Genomic DNA, 22,356 nt, shown 5'->3' with positions numbered 1-22,356 from the left:
ATACAAATTATACATATTACCTAACGCGAGTCCATGACGGGTGGATGACAGGGGCGGAAAGCCGGGGGCAATTCATGATCGGGCAACAGGAAGCCGACAGCATCGAGCGGCGCAGCGGTGTCTCCCTGTGGCGGCAGATCGCCGACAGAATCCTGCAGGCGATCGCCACTGGCGATTTCGCCGAGAATGCCGCGCTGCCGCCGGAGGTGGCGCTGGCCGAGCGCTATGGCGTCAATCGCCACACGGTGCGCAGCGCCATATCCGCGCTTGTGCAGGAAGGGGTGCTGCGGGCCGAGCAGGGGCGGGGCACCTTCGTCCTGTCGCGCAAGCGGTTGTCCTATCCGATCGGCGCGCGCACACGCTTTTCGACCGGCCTGCAAGGGCAGACCTCGGAACGGCATATCGTGCTGCTCTCCTCGTCGGTCGAGCCGGCCAGCCAGCGCGTCGCCGAGGGGCTTGGCCTGACCAGGGGCGCCGAGGTGATCCGGCTGGAGACACGCGGTGAGGCCGACGGGCGGCCTGTGTCGCGCGCTGCCGGCTGGTTCGATGCCAGGCGCTTTGCCGGCATCGACAAGGCGATGGCTGAGACTGGCTCGATCACTGCATCGCTGGCCCGCTTCGGTATAGACGATTATCTCAGGCAATCGACCGTGCTGTCGGCGCGCCATGCCGATGCGGCCGATCTCGCCGACCTCGACCTGCAGCCAGGCGCCATCGTGCTGGTCACGGTGGCCGTCAACATCACGCCGGACGGCCAGCCGATCCAGTTTTCGGAGTCGCGCTTTCCGGCGGAACGGGTGGAGTTGAAATTGTCGGCGCTGTGAGCCGGATTCTGCCGACTATCCGATCTCGATCACGGCCTTGATCAGGCCGGATTTCTCGTGCGCCCAGCGGGCGAGATCGCTCGGCGTATCGGCAAGCGTGGTGCGGTGGGTGACGAGCTTGGCCAACGGCACCGCGCCGTTTCGGATCGAGGCAGCGACATGATCGAAATCGGCACGCAAGGCATTGCGACTGCCGACCAGCGTCATTTCGCGTTTGTGGAATTCCGGATCGGAAAAGACGATGTCGTCCTTGACGACGCTGACCAGCACCAGTGTGCCGCCATGCGCCACATGGGCGAAGGCCGACTGCACCGACCGGGTGTTGCCGGTGGCGTCGAAGACCACGTCGAAGCCTTCGCCTGATGTCGCGTCCTTGACCAGGTCTGGCACCGCTCCGCGCGAGCCGTCGAGGATACTGAACCCAAGTTCGTTTTCGGCGAATGCGAGGCGTTCACTGCTCATGTCGAGCAGCGTCACGTCGAGCCCGGCGATGCGGGCGAAGATGGCGTTGCCGAGCCCGATCGGGCCGGCGCCGATGACCAGCGCGCGGGCGCCAGAATCGGCGCGGGCGCGACGTACCGCATGCGCGCCGATGGCCAGGAATTCGACAGCGGCGGCGTCGGCCAGCGACAGGCCATTGGCCGGATAGAGATTCTGCGCCGGGACAAGAATGCGTTCGCACATGGCGCCGTCGCGATGGACGCCCAGCACCTCGATCTTGACGCAGCAATTCGGTTTGCCGTGCCGGCAGGCGATGCACTTGCCGCAGGAGAGGTAGGGGTTGATGACGACCGGTTCGCCAATGGCAAGGTCGGGGCCCTCGCCGGTCTCGATGACGGTGCCGGAGACTTCATGGCCCATGATGCGGGGGTAGGCGAGAAACGGGTGCTTGCCCTCGAAAATGTGGTAGTCGGTGCCGCAGATGCCGACATGGCTGACGGCGACCAGCGCCCAGCCGGCAGGAGGCGCGCCGGGCGCGGGGCGGTCTTCCAGGACGAGTTCCCCGGGCGAGCGGCAGATAACGGCTTTCATGTTTCAGTCCAGTTGGGTTTCCGACCCGTCTTCACGCCGGGCCGGAGATCGATTTCAGCAGTGGTCACTTGCCGCCGCGGCGGCGCAGACCGTCGAAATAGACGATGACGATGATCAGCACGCCAGTGATGATGCGCTGCCAGAAGGCGTTGACGTTGAGCAGGTTGGCGCCGTTGTTGATGGTGGCGAGGATGAAGGCGCCGAGCAGCGGACCGTGCACCGAGCCGACCGCACCGAACAGCGAGGTGCCGCCGATGACCGAGGACGCGATCGCCTGCAATTCCCAGCCCTCGGCCTGGGTCGGGTTGCCGATGCCGATGCGCGAGGCCAGGAGCACGCCGACAAAGGCTGCGCAGAGGCCCGACAGCGTGTAAGCCATGTAGATGGTGCGCTGGACATTGACGCCGGAGAGGCGCGAGGCCTCGGCGTTGGAGCCGACCGAGAAGAGGTAGCGGCCCCAGCGGCTGTGATGCAGGAAGATATAGGCCGGAATGCCGACCAGGATGACCATCCAGAACAGATTGGGCACGCCGAGGAAGGAGTTGCGCGAGAATTCCTGGAAGGCATCATTGTTGATGGAGATCGAGTTGCCGTTGGTCATCAGAAGGCCGATGCCGCGCAGCGAGGTCAGCGTCGCCAGCGTGATGATGAAGGGCGGCAGGCCCATCTTGACGATGCCGAAGCCGTGGAACAGGCCGATGGCAACGCCGACCAGCAGCGTGATCAGGATGGCGAGGAAGACCGGTATGCCGGCATTGATCAGCATCGCGGCAATGACGGTGGCGAAGCCGACCACCGCACCGACGGACAGATCGATGCCGCCGGTGATGATGACGAAGGTCTGGCCGACCGCCAGGATGGCGATCATCGAACCCTGACGCAAAAGGTTCGAGATGTTGTTGGCCGAGGCGAAGCTCGATGTCGACAGCGACAGGATGACCCAGAGCAACACCAGCAGCGCCAGCAGCGTCAGCCCGAACAGTGCGTTGTAATTGCGCTTGGGTTTTTCGGCAGCAATCGCCTCGGTGCTCATATCTTTCCTCCCAGCTTTTCTTGTTTCTCGGCGAGCGCCTGTGTGAGAATTTCCTCGTGATCGGCGGTGCGGAATCCGTGTGTCGCCACCAGCTTGCCACGGCGGAACACATGCAGCGTGTCGGCCAGTTCATAGACTTCCGGCAGATAGGACGAGATCAGGATGATGCCGGCGCCCTTCGACAAGAGCGCGCCGAACAGGCGGTAGATCTCGGCCTTGGTGCCGACATCGACGCCGACTGTCGGCTCGTCGAAGATGAACAGTTTGGCGCCATGCGCCAGCCATTTGCCGATGACGATCTTCTGCTGATTGCCGCCCGACAGGCTGGAGGCCAGCGCGTGGCGTGTCGGCGTCTTGATGCGCAGATCGGCGATCTGGCGGTCGGCCTGGGTCTTCTCCTGCGCGCCGGAAATCAACATGTTTTTGGAGATGCGCTTGTAGATCGGCAGGTTGAGGTTGAGGCCGACCGGCAAATTGAGACAGAGACCCTGATCGCGGCGGCTTTCCGGCGCCAGCGCCATGCCGAGCTTGATCGCGTCATGCTCCGAATTGACCTGAACCGGCTTGCCTTCCCACAGGATCTGGCCGGCCGATTTGCGATGGCGGCCGTAGAGCGTGGTGACGAATTCGCTGCGCCCGGCGCCGATCAGCCCGTAGAGCCCGACGATCTCGCCGGCGCGGACCGTCATCGAGACATTTTCGAAGCCCTTGCCCGACAGGTTCCTCGTTTCCACGATCGCGGCACCCGGCGTGAAGTGCTCCTTATGATAGACCTGCTCGATCGAGCGATTGATCATCAGCTTGACCAGTTCGGCATCGTTGGTCTCAGCGATGTTTCTGGTACCGACCAGCGTGCCGTCACGCAGCACGGAGACGCGATCGGCGAGCTCGAAGACTTCCTCCATGCGATGGCTGATGTAGATGATCGTCACGCCCTCGGACTTCAGGCGGCGGATCAGGGTGAAGAGCTGGTCGGCCTCCTTGCGGGTGAGGTAGGCGGTCGGCTCGTCGAAGATCAGGAATTTGGTACCACGCACGGTGGCGCGAGCGGCGGCGATCAGCTGCTGCTGGCCGATGGTGAGGTCGCCGAGCACGACATGCGCCGGCAGATCGAAGCCGAGATCGTCGATGATCTTCTGCGCTTCCTTGACCATGGCGCGCTGCTGCAGGATGCCCAAGCGCGAATTCTCCTCGCCGAGGAACATGTTGGCGGCGACGGTCAAATGACGGCAGAGCACGACTTCCTGGTGCACGGCATTGATGCCGAGCGCCATCGCCTCATGCGGGGTCGCCAGCGCCGCCGGCTTGCCTTCCCAGATGACATCGCCAGAGGTGCGCGGCATGACGCCGGTCAGAAGCTTGATCAGAGTGGATTTGCCGGCACCGTTCTCGCCGACGATGGCGTGGATTTCGCCTGACTTGAAGGCCAGTGTCACCGGCTTCAGCGCATGGGTGCCCGGATATTTCTTCTCGAGGCCACGCAGTTCGAGGATCGTCCTGCCGGGCTCGAGCACGGGGGCAGGGTGCAGGTCTTGCGCCGTCGATGTCATGACAATCCTCCCTGATTGGCTTCCCAGATTGGCCTCACGATCTGGCACGCGGCAGGCATTCGAAATGCCCGCCAGAGCAACCTAGCCCAGGCTGCCGGATTTCCAAGCGATATCGCTGTCGTTTCCGGGGCACGAGGCCCCGGAAACTGTGCGTCTCTACCGTTGCTTACTTGAGCTTCGGATTGAGCAGCGCGTCAATCTTGGGATCCTTCATGTTGGCCTTGGTGACAAGGTTGGCGCCGGTGTCGACATTGGCCTCAACCTTCTCGCCCTTCGAAGCGGCGAGCGCGGTCTTGATGCCGTCATAGCCCATCCGGTAGGGGTCCTGGACGACGAGGCCGGAAATGACGCCGTCATTCAGGAACTTGATCAGCTTCTCGTCGCTGTCGAAGCCGATCAGGCCGACCTTGCCGGCAAGCTTGTTCTCGGCGATCGCCTGGCCGACGCCCTGCGCCATGATCAGGTTGGAGGCGAAGATGCCCTTCAGGTCCGGATTGGCGGTGATCAGGTCGGTCGCGATGTTGAGGCCGGTGGTGGCCTGGCCGTCGGCATATTTGTCGGCGATCAGCTCGAGGCCGGGGTACTTGGCCTTGAGCTGTTCCTTGAAGCCCTGGGCGCGCTGCTCGAGCGAGCCGGCGCCAGGCAGTGCGGTGATCAGGGCAACCTTGCCTTCGACCTTGCCGCCATTGGCCGCACCGATGGCTGCTGCAAGACCGTCCGCGGCGACGCGGCCGCCCTGGACGTTGTCAGTGGTCAGGAACGAGGTGAAGGCCTTGGAGTCGGCGCCGGAGTCGATGCCGATGACCTTGACCTTGGCCGCTGCCTCGTCGATCGGCTTGCCGAGCGCCTTGGCTTCGGTCGGCGCGATGACGACGGCGGCCGGGTTGCCGGCGACGGCGTTCTCGAGGATGGAGATCTGGCCGTTGACGTCGGTTTCAGCCTGGGCGCCGAGTTCCGGCACGTTGACGCCGAGATCCTTGCCGGCCTTGCGGGCGCCGGCGAGCACGATCTGCCAGTAGAAGGACGTGGTGTCCTTGACGATGATCGGAATGGTCACGTCCGCCGCCGAAACCGGCGCCGAATGCATGACGCCGGCGAGGATCGATGCTGCTGCCAGAGCCATCACGGCGCGGCGGTTGAGAATGCTGGTCACGAATTTCATAGGATTCCTCCCTAAGTCGCCCGGTGAACGTTACGGAAGCTCCGTTCGGATAGGCGTGGCCCAAACAGAACTTTATCAATAAAAAACATTTACGCTGTTTTGATAGTGCATCGATCTGGACGATGCAAGCGGTGTTTCGCACCTGATCCCCATCTCAGGCACTGACACATTCACGCGCCGCTCCTCCCTGGACGCAGCCGAACGCTCCCGTTTCGTGAATACATGGAATATTAATTCCATTCATTAGTCAATATGGAACGTTCATTCTTTCTGTGGAGTCGCGCGTTTGTGAAGTCGAGCCTCTTCCGTCAAGGCTGGTGGACGCCGGTTTCACGCCAGGCTCTGCACGACCGTGTAGGGACGATATTTGGCGTATTCCGTCCCTGGCACGTCGGTGTCGAGCAGTTCGAGGTTGCGTGTCAGGTTTGCCAGTTTGGCGGTGCCGGTCAGCACGGTGGCGACCGTCGGCTCGTGCAGGGGAAACTGAAAGGCCGCAGCGGCCAGCGGGTAACCGCCTTCGCCGGCGATCTTTTCCATGGTGTCGACCCGATCGAGTATATCGCGGCCGGCGGGCTGGTAATCGAAATGCGCTCCTTGCACCGGCCCGGTCGCCAATATGCCGGAGTTGAACACGCCGCCGATCACCAGCGATGTCTGCTGCTGCCGGCACAGCGGCAGCAGTTCGGCTTCGGCGCTGCGGTCGAGCAAGGAATAGCGGCTGGCGAGCAGGATGCAGTCGAGTGGCGCCCGGCGCATCACGTCGAGGCAGATCTGGACTTCGTTGACGCCGAGACCGTAGGCGGAAATCGTGCCGGCCCGCTTCAACTCCTCGAGCGCCTTAAGCCCGCCATCCATCAACTGGCGAAAGTGCAGCTTGTTCTTCTCGACGCCATGCGTGTAGGCGCCAATGTCGTGCACATACAGGATATCGATCTTGTTCAGCCCAAGCCGCGCATAGCTGAAGTCGACCGACCGCATGATGCCGTCATAGGAATAATCGTAGTCGAGCGCGAAGGGCAGCGGATCGACATAGGAGTGATCGGGCACCTGGTCTTCAGGCACCGGGCGGAACAGGCGTCCGACCTTGGTGGACAGCACGTAGGAATCACGCGGCTTGTAGCGCAGGAAATCGCCAAAGCGCCGTTCCGACAGGCCGAAACCATAGAAGGGCGCGGTGTCGAAATAGCGCAAGCCCGCGTCCCAGGCGCCTTGCAGCGTTTCCATCGCCGCCTCGCGTGGACAGGCGCGGTACAGGCCGCCGATCGCGGCGCCGCCGAAGCTGACTTCGGTGACCTCGAGCGCCGTCTTGCCGATGCGGCGTTTTTTCATGCAAACCCTCCCCGTTGCCGGCCGTTGTCCAGCCCGGCAGTTCTACCACATTTCAGTTGAATTCAGAGCGTCGCGCCGAGATGCCAGGGCACGAACTCGTTGTCGCCATAGCCGAAATCCTCGCTCTTGGTCTTGCGGCCGGAAGCCGTCTCGACGATGAGTTCGAAGATCTCGCGGCCCATGCCGGCGATGGTCTTTTCGCCCGAGGCGATGACGCCGCAATTGACGTCCATGTCCTCTTCCATCTGGTTATACATGGTCGAGTTGGTGGCGATCTTGATCGACGGTGTCGGCCGGCAGCCGAAGCAGGAACCGCGGCCGGTGGTGAAGACGATGACATTGGCGCCGCCAGCGACCTGGCCGGTGGCCGAGACCGGGTCGTAGCCGGGCGTGTCCATGAACACCAGTCCGTTGCCGGTGACCTTCTCGGCATAGCCGAACACACCATTGAGCGGCGTCTGTCCGCCCTTGGCGACCGCGCCCAGCGACTTTTCCAGGATGGTGGTGAGGCCGCCGCGCTTGTTTCCAGGCGAGGGGTTGTTGTCGATCGAGGCGCCATGCTTGGCGACGTGATCTTCCCACCATTTGACATAGCCATCGAGCTTCTTGGCGATCTCGGGCGTCGCGGCGCGGTAGGCGAGCAGATGCTCGGCGCCGTAGATTTCCGTGGTCTCGGAGAGGATGCCGATGCCGCCGACACCGGCCAGAATGTCAACGGCCGCCCCCAGAGCCGGATTGGCGGTGATGCCCGACATGCCGTCGGAGCCGCCGCATTGCAGGCCGACGACGATCTCGCTGACCGGGATCGGCTCGCGCTTCAACTGACCGACTTCCTCGGCGATTTCGGCCAGCACGCCCATCGCCTTTTCCACCGATTTGCGCGATCCGCCGGCGTCCTGGATGTTGAAATGGCGTTTTCCGGCGGCGGCGCCCTTCTGGCCATAGAGGGTGAGCTGGTTGACCTCGCATCCCAGGCCGACCATCAGCACGCCGCCGAAATTCGGGTGGCGGGCATAGCCGGCAAGCGTGCGGTGCAGCACCATCATGCCGTCGCCAGTGCCGCTCATGCCGCAGCCCTGACCGTGGACGATCGGCACGAAACCGTCGATGCCGGGATATTTCGGCAGCAAGGTCCGGTTGGCGGTGTCGGCGATGGAATGGCAGACCGTGGCCGAACAATTGACGCTGGCGATGATGCCGATGAAGTTGCGCGTGCCGGCGCGGCCATCGGCGCGGCGATAGCCCATGAAAGTACGGGCGCGGTCGGCCGCTGTCGCATGCTCGGCCTCGCTCGGCGGCACCACCGGAAGGCGGCCGGCCTCGAACACCAGATTGTGCGAATGGACATGCTCGCCCGGCGCGATGTCCTGCGTGGCGCGGCCGATCGCCTGGGCATATTTGACCACGGCTTCACCGGCGGCAATCGGCTTGATCGCCACCTTGTGGCCGGGCTCGATGACGGCGGTGGCAAGTGCGCCGCCCGGCAGAGCCGTGCCGATCTCGATACGGCCATTGGCAACGGCGACATTGTCGGCGGGGGACAGAAGAATGGTGTTCGAGACGTTCACGGGCGGTTTCCTGGGTGATCCTGGGATGCGCGGATTGACACGCGCCTGTTAAGAGTTAATGTCTTTTATCGTGAAAAAACAGTTTTGCGTCAATTGTTTTTTCGCAGGCGTTCCGCACGCCTCTGGCTGGCGGCGGCGCTGCAAACAATGGACCGTGCCCCGGCGAAAGCGATTCCTGCTTTTCAGGGTCATGGGAACGTCATATTGCGCTTCAAGCCGGCCGCCGCAAGCGCCGGCATGAATGGGTCAGGGGATGTCCAAGAGCAACAACGTCTACAAGGACGCCTATAACAGGTGCCTCAGGCTGCTCGACGAAACGCGCAGCCTGCCGTCGGAACCGGAATTGGGCACGCTGCTCGGCGTCAGCCGCACGACCGTGCGCAGCATCCTGGCGCGCATGGAGGAAACCGGGCTGATCGCCTGGAACAAGCGCGCCAAGACGGTGCTTCGCGACCCGCGTCCCGACGATTTCTTCCCCGAGGAAGAGACCGACACACTGGCCGAGATCATCGAGCGGTCGTTCATGCGGCGCCTGCTCGCCGGCGGCGCCGAGGCCGGCATGCAAATCAACGAACTCGAACTGGCGCGCGAGATCGGCGTTGGCACCACCAGCGTGCGCGAGTTCCTGATCCGCTTCTCGCGCTTCGGCCTGATAGAGAAGCGCCGCAACAGCCATTGGGTGCTGAAGGGTTTTACGCGGGCTTTCGCGCTCGAACTGACCGAGATCCGCGAGATGTTCGAACTGCGTTCGGCGGCTGCCTTCGCCGCGCTGCCGCAGGACAGCCCGGTCTGGGCCGATCTCGACCGCCTGGAGGACGAACATCGTCTGCTGGCGCGAGAGATCGCCACGCGCTTCAACGCGTTTTCCGAGCTGGACGAGCGCTTCCACCGGCTCATCCACCGGGCCTCGCACAACCGTTTCATCGTCGATTTCTACGACGTCATCGCCATGATCTTCCATTACCACTACCAGTGGAACAAGGCGCAGGAGCGCGAGCGCAACGAAGTCGCGGTCGGCGAGCACCTTGCCTATATCGAGGCGCTCAAATCGCGCGACCTCGGCAAGGTCGACGCCGCCTGCCGCAAGCACCTGAAATCGGCGCGCCACACGCTGTTGACCTCCATCCCCGAAAGCCGGCCCTTGCTGAAATCCTGATCGCGCCGCGTTGCCGCAGCATCGAATTGGCGATTTTCGACCTGCCGCCGCCATGATAGGTATCCTTCCAGGAATTGCTTGAAGAGGCAGATGGCTTGAACCGCCGGGGGAGACGCTGGAGCATGCCGACCGCGTTTGTCGCGGCCTGCCTGCTGCTGCTCCAGTCGACGCTCGGCGCCTTCGCCTTTGCTACCGGGCCGAATGCCGCGCAACTCGACGCCTTCGGCAATGTCATCTGTACCCGCGACGGCGCCACCCAGCTTCCCGGCGGTGACCAGCACCCGTCCCATCTGCCGGCCTGCTGCATGCTTGGCTGCAGCATGTTTTCATCCGCCTTTGCGCCGCTGCCCGATGCCGGGCTGGCCCTGGCCAGCCTTTCCTTTGAAGCGGTCGCGTTCGTTTTTCCCGCGAGCATTCATCTCGACTTCGCGCGCGAACGCTCGCCGTCGAACCCCCGCGCGCCGCCACTTGCGGCCTGAGCTTGCTTGCCCGGCGGAACCTTTCGCGGGCGCACCCATCCAACGACCAAACGGCTCGCGACCGGCGACGGCGCGATCATCACTTCATGGAGCAACCATGTCCCATTTTTCCGATATAGCGGCGGGCACTCTGTTCAGCCGCATTCTGTCCCGCGTCCAGGAGCGTCTCGGCACTGCCGTGCTGGCCTTGGCGATCATGCTCGCCGGCGCACAGTCTGTCCTGGCGCATGAGTTCAAGGTCGGCGATATCGAGATCGGCCATCCCTGGTCACGCGCCACGCCGGCCGGCGCCAAGGTTGCCGGCGGCTATTTAACCATTACAAACAACGGCAGCGCGCCGGACCGGCTGCTATCGATTTCGTCCGACATCTCGGACAAGGCCGAACTGCATGAGATGGGTGTCAAGGACGGCGTCATGACCATGCGGCCCGTTGTCGGCGGCCTGGAGATTCCAGCCGGCGGCAAGGTCGTTTTGGGCCCCGGCAGCTATCACGTGATGTTCATGGATCTGAAGCAGCCACCCAAGCAAGGCGAGATGTTCGCCGCCACGCTGACCTTCGAAAAGGCAGGGACGGTGACGATCAAATTCGCCGTGCAGGCCATGGGCAGCGCGGCGCCTCAAGAAGACAACGACTGAACCGGCCATCGTACCGATCAAGATTCTAGAGGGACCATGATGAACAAGTATCTTTTGGCTGCCGGCGCGACACTGACTTTGGGGACAAATACCGCCTTCGCGCATATCACGCTGGAAACCCAGGAAGCGGCGGTCGGCTCGACTTACAAGGCAGTGCTGCGGGTGCCGCATGGTTGCGACGGCAAGGCGACGACCGCCGTGCGCGTGCAGATTCCGGAAGGGGTGATCGCAGTGAAGCCGATGCCGAAATCCGGCTGGACGCTGCAGACCAAGAAGGGCAAATTTGAAAAATCCTACCAGCTCTATGGCCAGGCGGTGAGCGACGGCGTCAAGGAAGTCGACTGGAGCGGCGGCAATCTGCCGGATGAATTCTACGACGAGTTCGTCTTCCGCGCGACGCTGACGGCGGATCTGCCCGTCGGCCAGAAGCTTTATTTCCCGGTGGTGCAGGAATGCGGCGATGCCGCCGACCGCTGGATCGAGATCCCGGCGGCGGGGCAGGATGAAGACGCGCTGGAGACACCGGCGCCCGGCATCAAGCTCACACCGAAGAAATAGTTTCTCCCCTGGCGCGCTCCGCTTGCCGGAGCGCGCCGCATCCTCGTGGCATGGCATGACCGCAATATCCTCCCGGATGGTCGATACCAACGGCAAGCGCGTCGGTCGGATTGCCGGCGGGCTGCTGGCCGTGCTCATGGCGCTTATGGTCATGGCCTCGACCAGTCCGGCCGTTGCCCATGCCGCGCTGATCAAGACCGACCCGGCCGACGGTGCCGTCCTGGCGCAGGCTCCGGCGCAGTTCTCACTGACCTTCAGCGAACCGGTTTCGCCCTTGGTGCTGACGCTGGTGAAGCCCGACGGCACGCCGGTTGCGCTGACATCCTTTCGGCTCACCGACCAGACGCTCGAGATCGACAATCCGCAGGCGCTCAAATCCGGCACGCATGTGCTGAGCTGGCGTGTCATTTCCGCCGACGGCCACCCGGTCGGCGGTTCGCTGCTGTTTTCCATCGGTGCGCCGACCGAGCCGCCCGTCGTGTCCGAAGCCGTCGACTGGCCGCTGCGGTCGTCGATCTGGATCGGCAAGGTCTTTCTCTACATCGGTCTTTTCCTGGGCGTCGGCGGCGCCTTCGCCCTTGCCTGGCTGGCGGGCAACGGACGCGTCGGTCAGCGTTTTGTCACGGCCGCGATCCTGTGCGGGCTCGTGGCGGCACCCTTGTCGCTCGGCTTTCAGGGGCTCGATGCGCTCGGAGCGCCGCTCTCCCATCTGGCACAGCCGGTGATCTGGCGGACCGGGCTCGGCACCTCCTTCGGCTGGACGGTGCTGGTCGCCCTGACGGCGCTGGGTCTCGCTTTGCTGTCGCTGGCCGGACCGCGTGTCCTCGCCAGGCCATTGGCGCTCGCCGGCCTGGCTGGCGTCGGCGTCGCGCTTGCCGCCAGCGGCCACGCCAGCGCGGCCGAACCGCAATGGCTGACGCGGCCGCTGGTGTTCGTGCACGGTATCGGCATTGCCTTCTGGGCCGGCGCGCTGGTGCCGCTCGGTTTCGCGCTGAAGCGCCAGGCGGCTGGCGCCGTCGCTTTCCTGCGCCGCTTCTCCTCGGCGATCCTGCCTGTCGTGGCCGTGCTTGCCGCGGCCGGCGTCGTAATCGCCGTCATCCAGGTGCAAACCACCTCGGCGCTGGTCGGCACCGCCTATGGCCGGCTGCTGTTGGTCAAGCTGGCGCTGCTGGTCTTCCTCTTCACGCTGGCCGCGGTCAATCGATGGAAACTCACTGCTTCAGCCGAGGCGGGCGCCACGGAGGTGCAGCGCAGGCTCACCCGTTCGATCGGCGTCGAAATTCTGATCGTGCTGGCGATCTTCGGCGTTGCCGCGGGCTGGCGCTTCACGCCGCCGCCACGGGCTTTGGCGATCGCGGCGGCGCAGCCGGTCTCGGTCCACATCCACGCGCTGGAGGCGATGGCCGATCTCAGCATCACGCCAGGCCATGCCGGGCCTGTCGCTGCCTCGATGATCATCATGACCGGTGATTTCGGGCCGCTCGACGCCAAGGAGGTGACGCTGGTGCTGTCGAAGCCCGATTCAGGCATCGAGCCGCTGAAGCGCGCGGCGACCAAGCCCGGCGACGGCAGCTGGCGTGTCGACAACCTCGTCATCCCGGTTCCCGGCCGCTGGACGGTGCGCATCGACATTCTGGTCTCGGATTTCAAGATGGTGAAGATCGAAGCGCCTGTGGACATCCGGCCGTAGCCGACAGATGTGAACGTTGTCGAACGTCTGCGCTGTGCAACAGCAACACAATTCGGCGAGGCGGTTGACGCGGCCCGAAAGGCCCGTCAATCATCCCGGGAAGAACGGGCATCCGGTAAAATCGCGGGCTCCAACCAACAAGATCCGAAAGCAGGGAAGAAACGATGGAAAAAGCCGAAATCGGCCTGATCGGCCTTGGCACGATGGGCTCCAACCTGGCGCTGAACATCGCCGAACACGGACACCGCATCGCCGTCTTCAATCGCACCAGGGCACGTACCGACGCTTTCGTCGAGAATGCCGGCGCGCTGAAGGACATGGTGGTGCCCTGCTACAGCCTGGAAGAACTTGCCGCCGCGATCCGGCCGCCGCGCCCGATCATCATCATGGTGCTGGCCGGCAAGCCGGTCGATGAGCAGATCGAAGCCTTGCGTGGCGTGCTGTCCGGCAACGACATCGTCATCGATGCCGGCAACGCCAATTTCCGCGATACGATGCGGCGCTTCTCCGAACTGTCCGGTTCCGGGCTGACCTTCATCGGCATGGGCGTGTCCGGCGGCGAGGAGGGCGCGCGCCATGGTCCGTCGATCATGGTCGGCGGCACGGAGGATTCGTGGAAGCGGGTCGAGAAAGTGCTGACCGCCATCTCCGCCAAGTTCAAGGACGAGCCCTGTGCCGCCTGGCTCGGCACCGATGGCGCCGGGCATTTCGTCAAGACCATCCACAACGGCATCGAATATGCCGACATGCAGATGATTGCCGAGATCTACGGCATCCTGCGTGATGGGCTCGGCATGGGGCCGAAGGACATCGGCACGGTGTTCTCCAACTGGAACAAGGGCCGGCTCAACTCCTACCTGATCGAGATCACCGCCAAGGTGCTGGCCGCCGACGATCCCAAGACCGGCAAGCCGGTGGTCGACATTATCCTCGACCGCGCCGGCCAGAAGGGCACCGGCAAATGGTCCGTCATCGAGGCGCAGCAGCTCGGCATTCCGGCGACAGCGATCGAGGCGGCCGTGGCGGCCCGCGTGCTGTCGTCGATCAAGGACGAGCGGCTGGCGGCCGAGAAAGCCTACGGTAACATCGGGGTATCGAAGATTTCCGGCGACAAGGATGCGCTGCTGAAAGATCTCGAACTGGCGCTGTTCGCCGGCAAGATCGCGGCCTATGCGCAGGGCTTCGCGGTGATGAGCGGCGCCTCGAAGGAGTTCAACTGGAACCTGCCGATGCCGACCATCGCCCGGATCTGGCGCGCCGGCTGCATCATCCGCTCGCAGATGCTGGATACGATGGCCGAGGCCTTCAGCAGCGGCGGCGCTTCGACCAATCTTTTGATGGCGCCGGCTTTCATCAGCTTGATGCAGGAAGCGCATCCGTCGCTGCGGCGCATCGTGGCAAAGGCTTCCGAGGCCGGCGCGCCGGTGCCGGCGCTGTCTTCGGCACTTGCCTATTTCGACAGCTATCGCCAGGGCCGCGGCACTTCGAACCTGATCCAGGCACAGCGCGACTTCTTCGGCGCGCATGGCTTCGAACGCATCGACGAGCAGGGTGCCTTCCACGGCCCGTGGGGCAGCGGCGCCGCCGGTTAGTCCGTGGAGCGCTGGTAGGCCAGGACCTCGCCCGGCACGCTGAGACTTTGCAGCGAGCCGGGTGCGGCGCCGCCGATCCAGCCGAGCACGGAGCGGGCGAGTTCGGAGCCCGCCAGCCGGAAGTTCTCGTTGACGATCAGCAGTTCCGGCCGGAACAGATGCAAAAGGTCCGATGATTGCTTGGAGACGATGTCGACGTCGCGGCCAAGCTTGAGGCCGGCATCCTCGATGCCGGCGACGAGCGCAAGGGTGGCGGCGGCGGCGCTGCTGACAAAGCCGTCCGGCCTGATGTCGCGGCGCATCAGCTGGGCGGTCCTCGTCCGGATCTGTTCGATCGAATGGTCGATCGATACGGTGCTGAACGGGATCTCGCTGGCGCCGACCTCGCTCAACGCATCGGCAAAGCCGTTGACCGTATGGCCGTAATAGGTCAGCCCGGCGGGTGGCGTCAGCAGAGCGAGCTTGCGGCGTCCCAGGCTCGCAAGGCGCCGGACGGCTTCGACCGCGAAGGCGTGATTGTCGAAATCATGATAGGGGTGGACCAGCCCCATCTCAGTGCGGCCATGCGTGGCAAAGGGAATGCCGCGCTCCAGCATGTAGCGGGCCCGGGGATCGTTCGGCTGCGTGCGTGAAATGATGACGCCGTCGGCCGAGCCGGTCTCGACAAGGTAGCGTATCGGGTCGAGCGGATCCTGCGAGCGCGAATAGGGCGTGACGATCAGATGGTAGGGCGTGTCGGCAATGACCTCCGAGACACCGTAGATGATGTCGGAGACGAAACTCATGATCTCCTGCTCGGTGTTGAGCACGAGGCTGATGACATTGGTCTTGCCGGTTCTGAGCCTGACGCCGGCGCGGTTCGGGCGGTAGCCGATCTGCTTGGCGACGAGCTGGACGCGGCGCCTGGTTTCGGCGCCGATCTCAGGCGCATCCTTCAAGGCGCGCGACACGGTGGTGACGCCGAGCCCGGTCATGAAGGCAAGCGTCTTCAGCGTTGGCCGCCCTTGCGCCGACGCTTCCGCGTTCTTTTCCGTATGCCGTCTGTCCATTCGTCCCGCCCGTCAGGCGCATAGCAGCCGCAGGCCGGGTCGGCAATCGCCATGATTGGCGGCGCGGCATGATTTCAAGCCCGGCAATTCGTCAATATACTGAAACGTTACAGATTGCCAATCGCGCCGCGCTGGCCGGCGAATTCGCAGCACGACATGAGACGCGAATTCCCTTGAGAATCCAGAGCGAAACGCCGTGCTGGCGACGCTCTTCGCCGGCTTTCATGGATCGTTTCTTATTTTGCACTGCAGTTGCTCATATTGCGGCGCACAACGACACGGTCGGTCGATAGATTTTATTCGCGGCTCGAAAAAATATCGAACGGTCGTCACGCCTGGGGTTGCGCCATCCCCGCAATTGCCGTATCGAAAATCTGTAACGTTTCAGATTCTGGGAGGAACCGAAATGCGATACAAACTTTTGACCGCTGCCCTGGCGGCCACGGCCGCGCTGCAGTTCGCCGGCCCGGCCGCCGCGACGGACCTGGAAGTCACTCATTGGTGGACTTCCGGCGGCGAAGCGGCGGCGGTCGCGGAACTCGCCAAGGCTTTCGACGCCACCGGCAACCACTGGGTCGACGGCGCCATTGCCGGCTCCGGCGGCACGGCACGGCCGATCATGATCAGCCGGATCACCGGCGGCGATCCGATGGGCGCCACCCAGTTCAATCACGGCCGGCAAGCAGAAGAGCTGGTGCAGGCCGGCCTGATGCGCGACCTGACCGATGTCGCCACCAAGGGCAAGTGGACAGAGGTCGTGCGGCCCAAGAGCCTGCTCGACAGCTGCACCATCGGCGGCAAGATTTACTGCGTGCCCGTCAACATCCACTCCTGGCAGTGGCTGTGGCTCTCGAACGACGCCTTCCAGAAGGCTGGCGTGCCGGTGCCGAAGGACTGGAATGAGTATGTGGCCGCCGCCCCGGCGCTCGAGAAGGCGGGCATCGTCCCGCTGGCGGTGGGCGGGCAGGCCTGGCAGTCGTCCGGTGCCTTCGACGTGCTGCTTGCGGCGGTCGGCGGCACCGACACCTTCCTCAAGGTCTACAAGGACAAGGACGCCAAGTTCGCGGCCGGCCCCGAAGTCGCCAAGGTGTTCAAGGCGGCCGACGATGCGCGCAAGATGGCCAAGAACACCAATGTGCAGGACTGGAACCAGGCCACCAACATGGTCATCACCGGCAAGGCCGGCGGCCAGATCATGGGTGACTGGGCGCAGGGCGAGTTCCAGGTTGCCGGCAAGACCGCCGGCAAGGACTATACCTGTCTTCCCGGCCTTGGCCTGAACGAGGTCATCGCCACCGGTGGCGATGCCTTCTATTTCCCAGTGCTCAAGGATGCCGACAAGTCCAAGGCGCAGGAAGTCCTGGCCGAAACCTTGCTCGATCCCAAGACCCAGGTCGCCTTCAATCTCAAGAAGGGCTCGCTGCCGGTGCGTGGCGACGTCGACCTTAACGCCGCCAATGACTGCATGAAGAAGGGTCTCGCCATCCTGGCCAAGGGCGCCGTCATCCCATGGACCGATCAGCTGCTTTCGCAAGACAGCCAGAAGCAGAAGGAGGACCTGTTCTCCGAGTTCTTCGCCAAGCCCGAGATGACCGTGGAAGAGGCGCAGAAGCGCTTCGCCGCCATCATCGCCACGGCTGACTGATACCGCCGGCAAAGTCCCTTCCTCCCGGTCTGGTGAACTCCAGGCCGGGAGGGCGCGCCCTTACCCGATCCAGCATGGCTGCACCGATGAGCAAGAGCGAACGCCCCAGCCGACTGTTTCGCAATCTCAATGCGAAGGTCGCGTCGATCCCCATGATCCTCACCGCGCTGGTGGTTTTCGTCGGCGGTACGGCGTGGACGGTGCTCTATTCGTTCACCAATTCGAAGCTGTTGCCGCGGCTGAATTTCGTCGGCCTCGACCAGTATTACCGGTTGTGGGCGACCCCGCGCTGGCTGATCTCGATCGAAAACCTGCTGATCTACGGCGTGATCTCGCTGGTTTTCTCGCTGGTGATCGGTTTCGTCCTCGCTGCCCTGCTCGATCAGAAGATCCGTTTCGAGGACACGTTCCGCACGATCTTTCTCTATCCCTTCGCGCTCTCCTTCATCGTCACCGGCCTTGTCTGGCAATGGCTGCTCAATCCGGATTTCGGCATCCAGGGCGTGATACGAAAGCTTGGCTGGACGAGCTTCGCTTTCGATCCTCTCTACAATTCCAGCATCGTCATCTACGGCATATCGATCGCCGCGCTCTGGCAGGGCACCGGGCTGATCATGTGCTTGATGCTGGCCGGCCTGCGCGGCATAGACGAGGATATCTGGAAGGCCGCGCGGGTGGACGGGATTCCGATGTGGAAGACCTATCTGTTCATCATCATCCCGATGATGCGGCCGGTCTTCATCACCACGCTCGTCATCATCGCGTCCGGCATCGTCAAGGTCTACGACCTTGTCGTCGCCCAGACCAGCGGCGGGCCGGGCATCGCCTCCGAAGTGCCGGCAAAGTATGTCTACGACTACATGTTCTTCGCCCAGAATCTCGGCCAGGGTTTCGCAGCCTCGACCATGATGCTGCTCTCGGTGATGATTGTCATCGTGCCGTGGGCCTATCTCGAATTCGGAGGCAGGAAGCGTGTCTGACCAAACCGTTTCCCTGTCCGCGCCGTCCGGCGTCGGCCATACGGATGCCTCGGGACCGAGCGGACCGAAGCCGCGTCACATATTCTCGCGCCGCAACATCTTCCTCTATGGCACGCTCATCATGGCGGCGCTCTACTATCTCCTGCCGCTCTATGTGATGATCGTCACCTCGCTCAAGGGCATGCCCGAAATCCGCCTCGGCAACATCTTCTCGCCACCGCTCGAGATCACGTTCGAGCCTTGGGTCAAGGCGTGGTCGACAGCCTGCACCGGCCTCAATTGCGACGGGCTTTCACGCGGCTTCTGGAACTCCGTTCGTATCACGGTACCTTCGGTGATCCTGTCGATCGCGATCGCCTCCGTAAACGGCTACGCGCTGGCCAACTGGCGCTTCAAGGGCGCCGACACATTCTTCATCATCCTGATCGTCGGTGCCTTCATCCCATATCAGGTGATGATCTATCCGATCGTCATCATCCTGCGCGAGATCGGCCTCTATGGCAGCCTGACCGGCCTGGTGATCGTCCATTCCATTTTCGGCATGCCGATCCTGACACTTTTGTTCCGCAACTATTTCACCTCCATGCCGGAGGAATTGTTCCGGGCGGCGCGTGTCGACGGCGCCGGCTTCTGGGGCATCTATCTGCGCATCATGCTGCCGATGTCGCTGCCGATCTTCGTCGTTGCCGTCATCCTGCAGGTGACGGGCATCTGGAACGACTTCCTGTTCGGCGTCGTCTACACGCGCCCCGACACCTATCCGATGACGGTTCAGCTCAACAACATCGTCAACTCCGTGCAGGGCGTGAAGGAATACAACGTCAATATGGCGGCGACCATCCTGACCGGGCTGGTGCCGCTCGTTATCTATTTCATTTCCGGCAGGCTTTTTGTGCGTGGCATCGCTGCCGGCGCGGTGAAAGGGTGATGATGGCAGAAATCGCGAAACCCAGCGTATCGATCCAGAACCTGTCGCTGAACTATGGCGCGGTGTCGGTTCTGCAGACACTCAATCTCGATATCGCCGAGGGTGAGTTCATCGTGCTCCTGGGGCCCTCCGGCTGTGGCAAGTCGACCTTGCTCAACTGCATTGCCGGGCTGCTCGACATTTCGAAGGGCCGCATCTTCATCAAGGGCAAGAACGTCACCTGGGAAGAGCCCAAGGATCGCGGCATCGGCATGGTATTCCAGTCCTATGCGCTCTATCCGCAGATGACGGTTGAGAAGAACCTGTCCTTCGGCCTGCGCGTCGCGGGCCTGCCCAGGGACCAAATCGCCAAGCGCATCGCGCGCGCCGCGGAGATCCTGCAGATCGAACCGCTGTTGCAGCGCAAGCCCTCCGCACTGTCCGGCGGCCAGCGCCAGCGCGTGGCGATCGGGCGGGCGCTGGTGCGCGATGTCGACGTGTTCCTGTTCGACGAACCGCTGTCCAACCTCGACGCCAAGCTGCGATCCGAATTGCGCGTCGAGATCAAGCTGCTGCATCGCAGATTGCAGAACACCATGATCTACGTCACCCACGACCAGATCGAGGCGATGACGCTCGCCGACCGGATCGCGGTGATGAAGGGCGGCGTCATCCAACAGCTCGACGCCCCGCAGACTATCTATAACCGCCCGGTCAATCGCTTTGTCGCGGGATTCCTCGGTTCGCCGGCGATGAATTTCATCGAGGGTCAATTGGGAGCCGGCGATGCCGCGGCGTTCACCGCCGACGGGGTTTCGATACCGCTCGACCGCTATGAGTTCGACAAGGACCGCGGCAGCGCCGGCAAGCCCTGTGTGTTCGGCATCAGGCCCGAGCACGTCGCCTTTGGAGATGCGGCCAAGGCCATGCCGTTCACCGCCGAGTCCGCCGTCGAGATCGTCGAGCCGATGGGCTCCGACACGCTGGTGTGGACCAAGCTTGGCGGCCGCAATTTTTCCTTCCGCGTCGAGGCGGAAAAGACGCTGCGCACCGGCGATCCAATCCGGATCGGCTTTGACCCAGCTCGCGCCTCGCTGTTCGACACCCCATCCGGCAACCGCCTATAGCTCCCAGGCCCTCCTCCCAAGAACCCACCCTACCAAGCAGAACGGACAGAGACGATGAACTGGTCATTCCAACTTTACAGCGCCCGCAATTTTCAACCCTGGGAGGGCGTGCTCGCGACGCTCGGCAAGCTCGGCTACACCGAGGTTGAAGGCTTCGGTGGCGTCTATGAAAATCCCAAGGCCTTCCGCGCGGAACTCGACAAGAACGGGCTTTCGATGCCGACCGGGCATTTCTCCATCGATGCGCTGGAGAAGGATTTCGACGGCGTGCGCAAAACGGCCGAAGCGCTCGGCATCAAGCTTCTGATCTGCCCCTATCTGATGGCAGAGGACAGGCCGTCCGACGCCACCGGCTGGCGCGGCTTTGGCGAGCGCCTGGCCAAGGTCGGCGAGGTCGCCTCGAAGGCCGGCTACGGCTTTGCCTGGCACAACCATGATTTCGAGTTCAAGGCACTCGCCGACGGGTCGGTGCCGCAAGATCACATCCTGTCTTCGGCGCCCGATATCGGCTGGGAGATGGACCTCGCCTGGGTGGTGCGCGGCGGCGCCGATCCGCTGCCCTGGATCGAGAAGCACGGCAAACGCATCGTCGCCGTCCACGTCAAGGACATCGCCAGGCCGGGCGAAGGGCTGGACGAGGATGGCTGGTCGGATGTCGGCCACGGCACGATCGACTGGGCCAACCTGATCAAGGTGTTGCGGGCCAAGAGCGCGGCAAATTACTTTGTCATGGAACAGGACAACCCCAACGACATCGAGCGCTTCGCCCGCCGCTCGATCGCATCCGTCAAGGCTTACTAGGAACAATCATCATGGCAAAGAAACTGGGTATTGGCGTCATCGGCTGCGGCAACATCTCGAAGGCGTATTTCTCGCTGGCGCCGCTGTTTCGCGGCATCGAAATGCGCGCCTGCGCCGACATCAACATGGACGCGGCCAGAGCGCGGGCGAAGGAGTTCAAGCTGCGCGCCGAGACGGTCGAGGGCCTGCTCAAGGCCGATGACATCGACATCATCGTCAACCTGACGATACCGGCGGTGCATTACGAGGTGTCGAAACGGGTGCTCGATGCCGGCAAGCACGTCTATTCGGAAAAGCCGTTCGTGCTCTCGCTCGAAGAGGGCAAGGACCTCAAGGCGCGCGCTGAAAAGAAGGGGCTGCGCATCGGCTCGGCGCCCGACACCTTCCTCGGCGGCGCGCACCAGCTGGTGCGTGAGCTGATCGACGTGGGGAAACTCGGCAAGATCACCAGCGGCACCTGCCATGTGATGGGTCACGGCATGGAGCATTGGCACCCCAATCCGGATTTCTTCTTCCAGCCGGGCGCCGGACCGGTGCTCGATATCGGGCCGTATTACATCACCAATCTGATCCAGCTGATCGGGCCGGTAAAACAGGTGGCGGCCTTTGCGACAACCCCGGCCAAGGAGCGGACGATTTCATCGAAACCGCGCGCGGGCGAAAAAATCCCGGTCAACACGCCGACGACCATCCATGGCCTGCTGGAATTCGAGAACGGCGCCGTGGTGACGTTGAACACCAGCTGGGATGTCTGGGCCCACGGTCACGCGCCGATGGAACTCTATGGCGAAGCGGGCACGGTGTTCGTGCCGGATCCGAACTTCTTCGGCGGCGACGTGCGCTTCACCGAAGAGGGCAAGCCGGTCAAGAAGCTGCCGAAATGGAAGCACCCGTTGGGTGTGCCCAATGAAATGCACGGCCAGGGCATGATGGCCAACTACCGCACGGCAGGCCTCGCCGACATGGCATTGGCGATAGTCGAGGGGCGGCCGCATCGTTGCTCGATGGAGCTGGCGCTGCATGCCGTCGATGTCATGACCGGCATCCTGCGTTCCGGCGAAACTGGCAAGTTCGTGGCCATGCAGACCACTTGCGAGCGGCCGGCGGCACTTGGCGTCAAGGCAGCCAAGGAATTGCTGGCGAAGAAGTAGGCGCAGAGATTATCGATAATTTTGATTTGCCCCTCTCCCCGTTCGGCCGGGGAGAGGGTAAAAGGGCGCCGGGCCGGCTCACCGCT

The 22,356-nt window shown here is 63.3% G+C and carries 20 protein-coding genes; 13 read left to right on the top strand and 7 right to left on the bottom strand.

From position 1 onward, the window contains the following. The first annotated feature begins 74 nt into the window (after nucleotides 1-74). Complete coding sequence (phnF, locus tag MAFF_RS14110; protein ID WP_010911597.1) at nucleotides 75-824, top strand: phosphonate metabolism transcriptional regulator PhnF; 750 nt, start codon at nucleotides 75-77, stop codon at nucleotides 822-824. A gap of 15 nt (nucleotides 825-839) precedes the next feature. Here phnF and MAFF_RS14105 read toward each other — a convergent pair whose 3' ends face one another. The 6 genes from MAFF_RS14105 to MAFF_RS14080 form a co-directional block, all read right to left on the bottom strand. Then, on the bottom strand, nucleotides 840-1,856 hold the full coding sequence (locus MAFF_RS14105) for a zinc-binding alcohol dehydrogenase family protein (RefSeq protein WP_010911596.1): 1,017 nt from the start codon (nucleotides 1,854-1,856) through the stop codon (nucleotides 840-842). A gap of 64 nt (nucleotides 1,857-1,920) precedes the next feature. Continuing rightward, nucleotides 1,921-2,889 carry an ABC transporter permease gene (locus MAFF_RS14100; protein WP_010911595.1) on the bottom strand — a complete coding sequence of 323 codons (969 nt, stop codon included), beginning with the start codon at nucleotides 2,887-2,889 and terminating at the stop codon, nucleotides 1,921-1,923. Further along, nucleotides 2,886-4,439 carry a sugar ABC transporter ATP-binding protein gene (locus MAFF_RS14095; RefSeq protein ID WP_044548334.1) on the bottom strand — a complete coding sequence of 518 codons (1,554 nt, stop codon included), beginning with the start codon at nucleotides 4,437-4,439 and terminating at the stop codon, nucleotides 2,886-2,888. The genes MAFF_RS14100 and MAFF_RS14095 overlap by 4 nt, the downstream gene beginning before the upstream one ends. Nucleotides 4,440-4,605: 166 nt before the next feature. Next, nucleotides 4,606-5,601, bottom strand: a complete 996-nt coding sequence (locus tag MAFF_RS14090) for an ABC transporter substrate-binding protein (protein ID WP_010911593.1) — start codon at nucleotides 5,599-5,601, stop codon at nucleotides 4,606-4,608. 330 nt (nucleotides 5,602-5,931) lie between these two features. After that, on the bottom strand, nucleotides 5,932-6,930 hold the full coding sequence (locus MAFF_RS14085) for an aldo/keto reductase (protein WP_010911592.1): 999 nt from the start codon (nucleotides 6,928-6,930) through the stop codon (nucleotides 5,932-5,934). Between the two features lie 62 nt (nucleotides 6,931-6,992). Beyond that, nucleotides 6,993-8,498: a UxaA family hydrolase gene (locus MAFF_RS14080; protein WP_010911591.1), complete on the bottom strand. Its 1,506-nt coding sequence runs from the start codon at nucleotides 8,496-8,498 to the stop codon at nucleotides 6,993-6,995. Nucleotides 8,499-8,751: 253 nt separating this feature from the next. On the opposite strand from MAFF_RS14080, the gene MAFF_RS14075 reads away from it, so the two are divergent. From MAFF_RS14075 to gndA, 6 genes are all read left to right on the top strand, one after another. Beyond that, a complete protein-coding gene (locus tag MAFF_RS14075; RefSeq protein WP_032933779.1) occupies nucleotides 8,752-9,654 on the top strand; it encodes a GntR family transcriptional regulator in 903 nt (300 codons plus the stop codon). Between the two features lie 122 nt (nucleotides 9,655-9,776). Beyond that, on the top strand, nucleotides 9,777-10,133 hold the full coding sequence (locus MAFF_RS14070; protein ID WP_010911589.1) for a DUF2946 family protein: 357 nt from the start codon (nucleotides 9,777-9,779) through the stop codon (nucleotides 10,131-10,133). Between the two features lie 97 nt (nucleotides 10,134-10,230). After that, a complete protein-coding gene (locus MAFF_RS14065) occupies nucleotides 10,231-10,770 on the top strand; it encodes a copper chaperone PCu(A)C (RefSeq protein ID WP_010911588.1) in 540 nt (179 codons plus the stop codon). A gap of 39 nt (nucleotides 10,771-10,809) precedes the next feature. After that, nucleotides 10,810-11,328: a YcnI family copper-binding membrane protein gene (locus MAFF_RS14060; RefSeq protein WP_044550915.1), complete on the top strand. Its 519-nt coding sequence runs from the start codon at nucleotides 10,810-10,812 to the stop codon at nucleotides 11,326-11,328. 55 nt (nucleotides 11,329-11,383) lie between these two features. After that, entirely contained in the window at nucleotides 11,384-13,018 is a 1,635-nt protein-coding gene (locus MAFF_RS14055) for a copper resistance CopC/CopD family protein (protein WP_044548333.1), read from the top strand. A 164-nt stretch (nucleotides 13,019-13,182) separates the two neighbouring features. Then, entirely contained in the window at nucleotides 13,183-14,610 is a 1,428-nt protein-coding gene (gene gndA / locus MAFF_RS14050) for an NADP-dependent phosphogluconate dehydrogenase (RefSeq protein ID WP_010911585.1), read from the top strand. Here the strand turns inward: gndA and MAFF_RS14045 are convergent. Continuing rightward, complete coding sequence (locus MAFF_RS14045) at nucleotides 14,607-15,659, bottom strand: LacI family transcriptional regulator (protein ID WP_010911584.1); 1,053 nt, start codon at nucleotides 15,657-15,659, stop codon at nucleotides 14,607-14,609. The genes gndA and MAFF_RS14045 overlap by 4 nt on opposite strands. A gap of 406 nt (nucleotides 15,660-16,065) precedes the next feature. On the opposite strand from MAFF_RS14045, the gene MAFF_RS14040 reads away from it, so the two are divergent. The 6 genes from MAFF_RS14040 to MAFF_RS14015 all read left to right on the top strand — a co-directional run bounded on the left by MAFF_RS14040 (nucleotide 16,066) and on the right by MAFF_RS14015 (nucleotide 22,270). Next, on the top strand, nucleotides 16,066-17,304 hold the full coding sequence (locus MAFF_RS14040; RefSeq protein ID WP_010911583.1) for an ABC transporter substrate-binding protein: 1,239 nt from the start codon (nucleotides 16,066-16,068) through the stop codon (nucleotides 17,302-17,304). Nucleotides 17,305-17,390: 86 nt separating this feature from the next. Continuing rightward, entirely contained in the window at nucleotides 17,391-18,284 is an 894-nt protein-coding gene (locus MAFF_RS14035; RefSeq protein ID WP_032931737.1) for a carbohydrate ABC transporter permease, read from the top strand. Further along, on the top strand, nucleotides 18,277-19,212 hold the full coding sequence (locus MAFF_RS14030; protein ID WP_010911581.1) for a carbohydrate ABC transporter permease: 936 nt from the start codon (nucleotides 18,277-18,279) through the stop codon (nucleotides 19,210-19,212). Before MAFF_RS14035 ends, MAFF_RS14030 begins: the two co-directional genes overlap by 8 nt. Before the next feature lie 2 nt (nucleotides 19,213-19,214). After that, nucleotides 19,215-20,318 carry an ABC transporter ATP-binding protein gene (locus MAFF_RS14025; RefSeq protein ID WP_010911580.1) on the top strand — a complete coding sequence of 368 codons (1,104 nt, stop codon included), beginning with the start codon at nucleotides 19,215-19,217 and terminating at the stop codon, nucleotides 20,316-20,318. 54 nt (nucleotides 20,319-20,372) lie between these two features. Next, nucleotides 20,373-21,119: a sugar phosphate isomerase/epimerase family protein gene (locus MAFF_RS14020; protein WP_010911579.1), complete on the top strand. Its 747-nt coding sequence runs from the start codon at nucleotides 20,373-20,375 to the stop codon at nucleotides 21,117-21,119. Between the two features lie 11 nt (nucleotides 21,120-21,130). Beyond that, entirely contained in the window at nucleotides 21,131-22,270 is a 1,140-nt protein-coding gene (locus MAFF_RS14015; RefSeq protein WP_010911578.1) for a Gfo/Idh/MocA family protein, read from the top strand. Nucleotides 22,271-22,356 lie beyond the last annotated feature (86 nt).

The sequence above is a fragment of the Mesorhizobium japonicum MAFF 303099 genome, from assembly GCF_000009625.1.
In the GTDB taxonomy this organism is placed as follows: domain Bacteria; phylum Pseudomonadota; class Alphaproteobacteria; order Rhizobiales; family Rhizobiaceae; genus Mesorhizobium; species Mesorhizobium japonicum.
The sequence above is the reverse complement of the archived record's forward strand: the minus strand, read 5'-3'. Positions and strand labels throughout refer to the sequence as shown.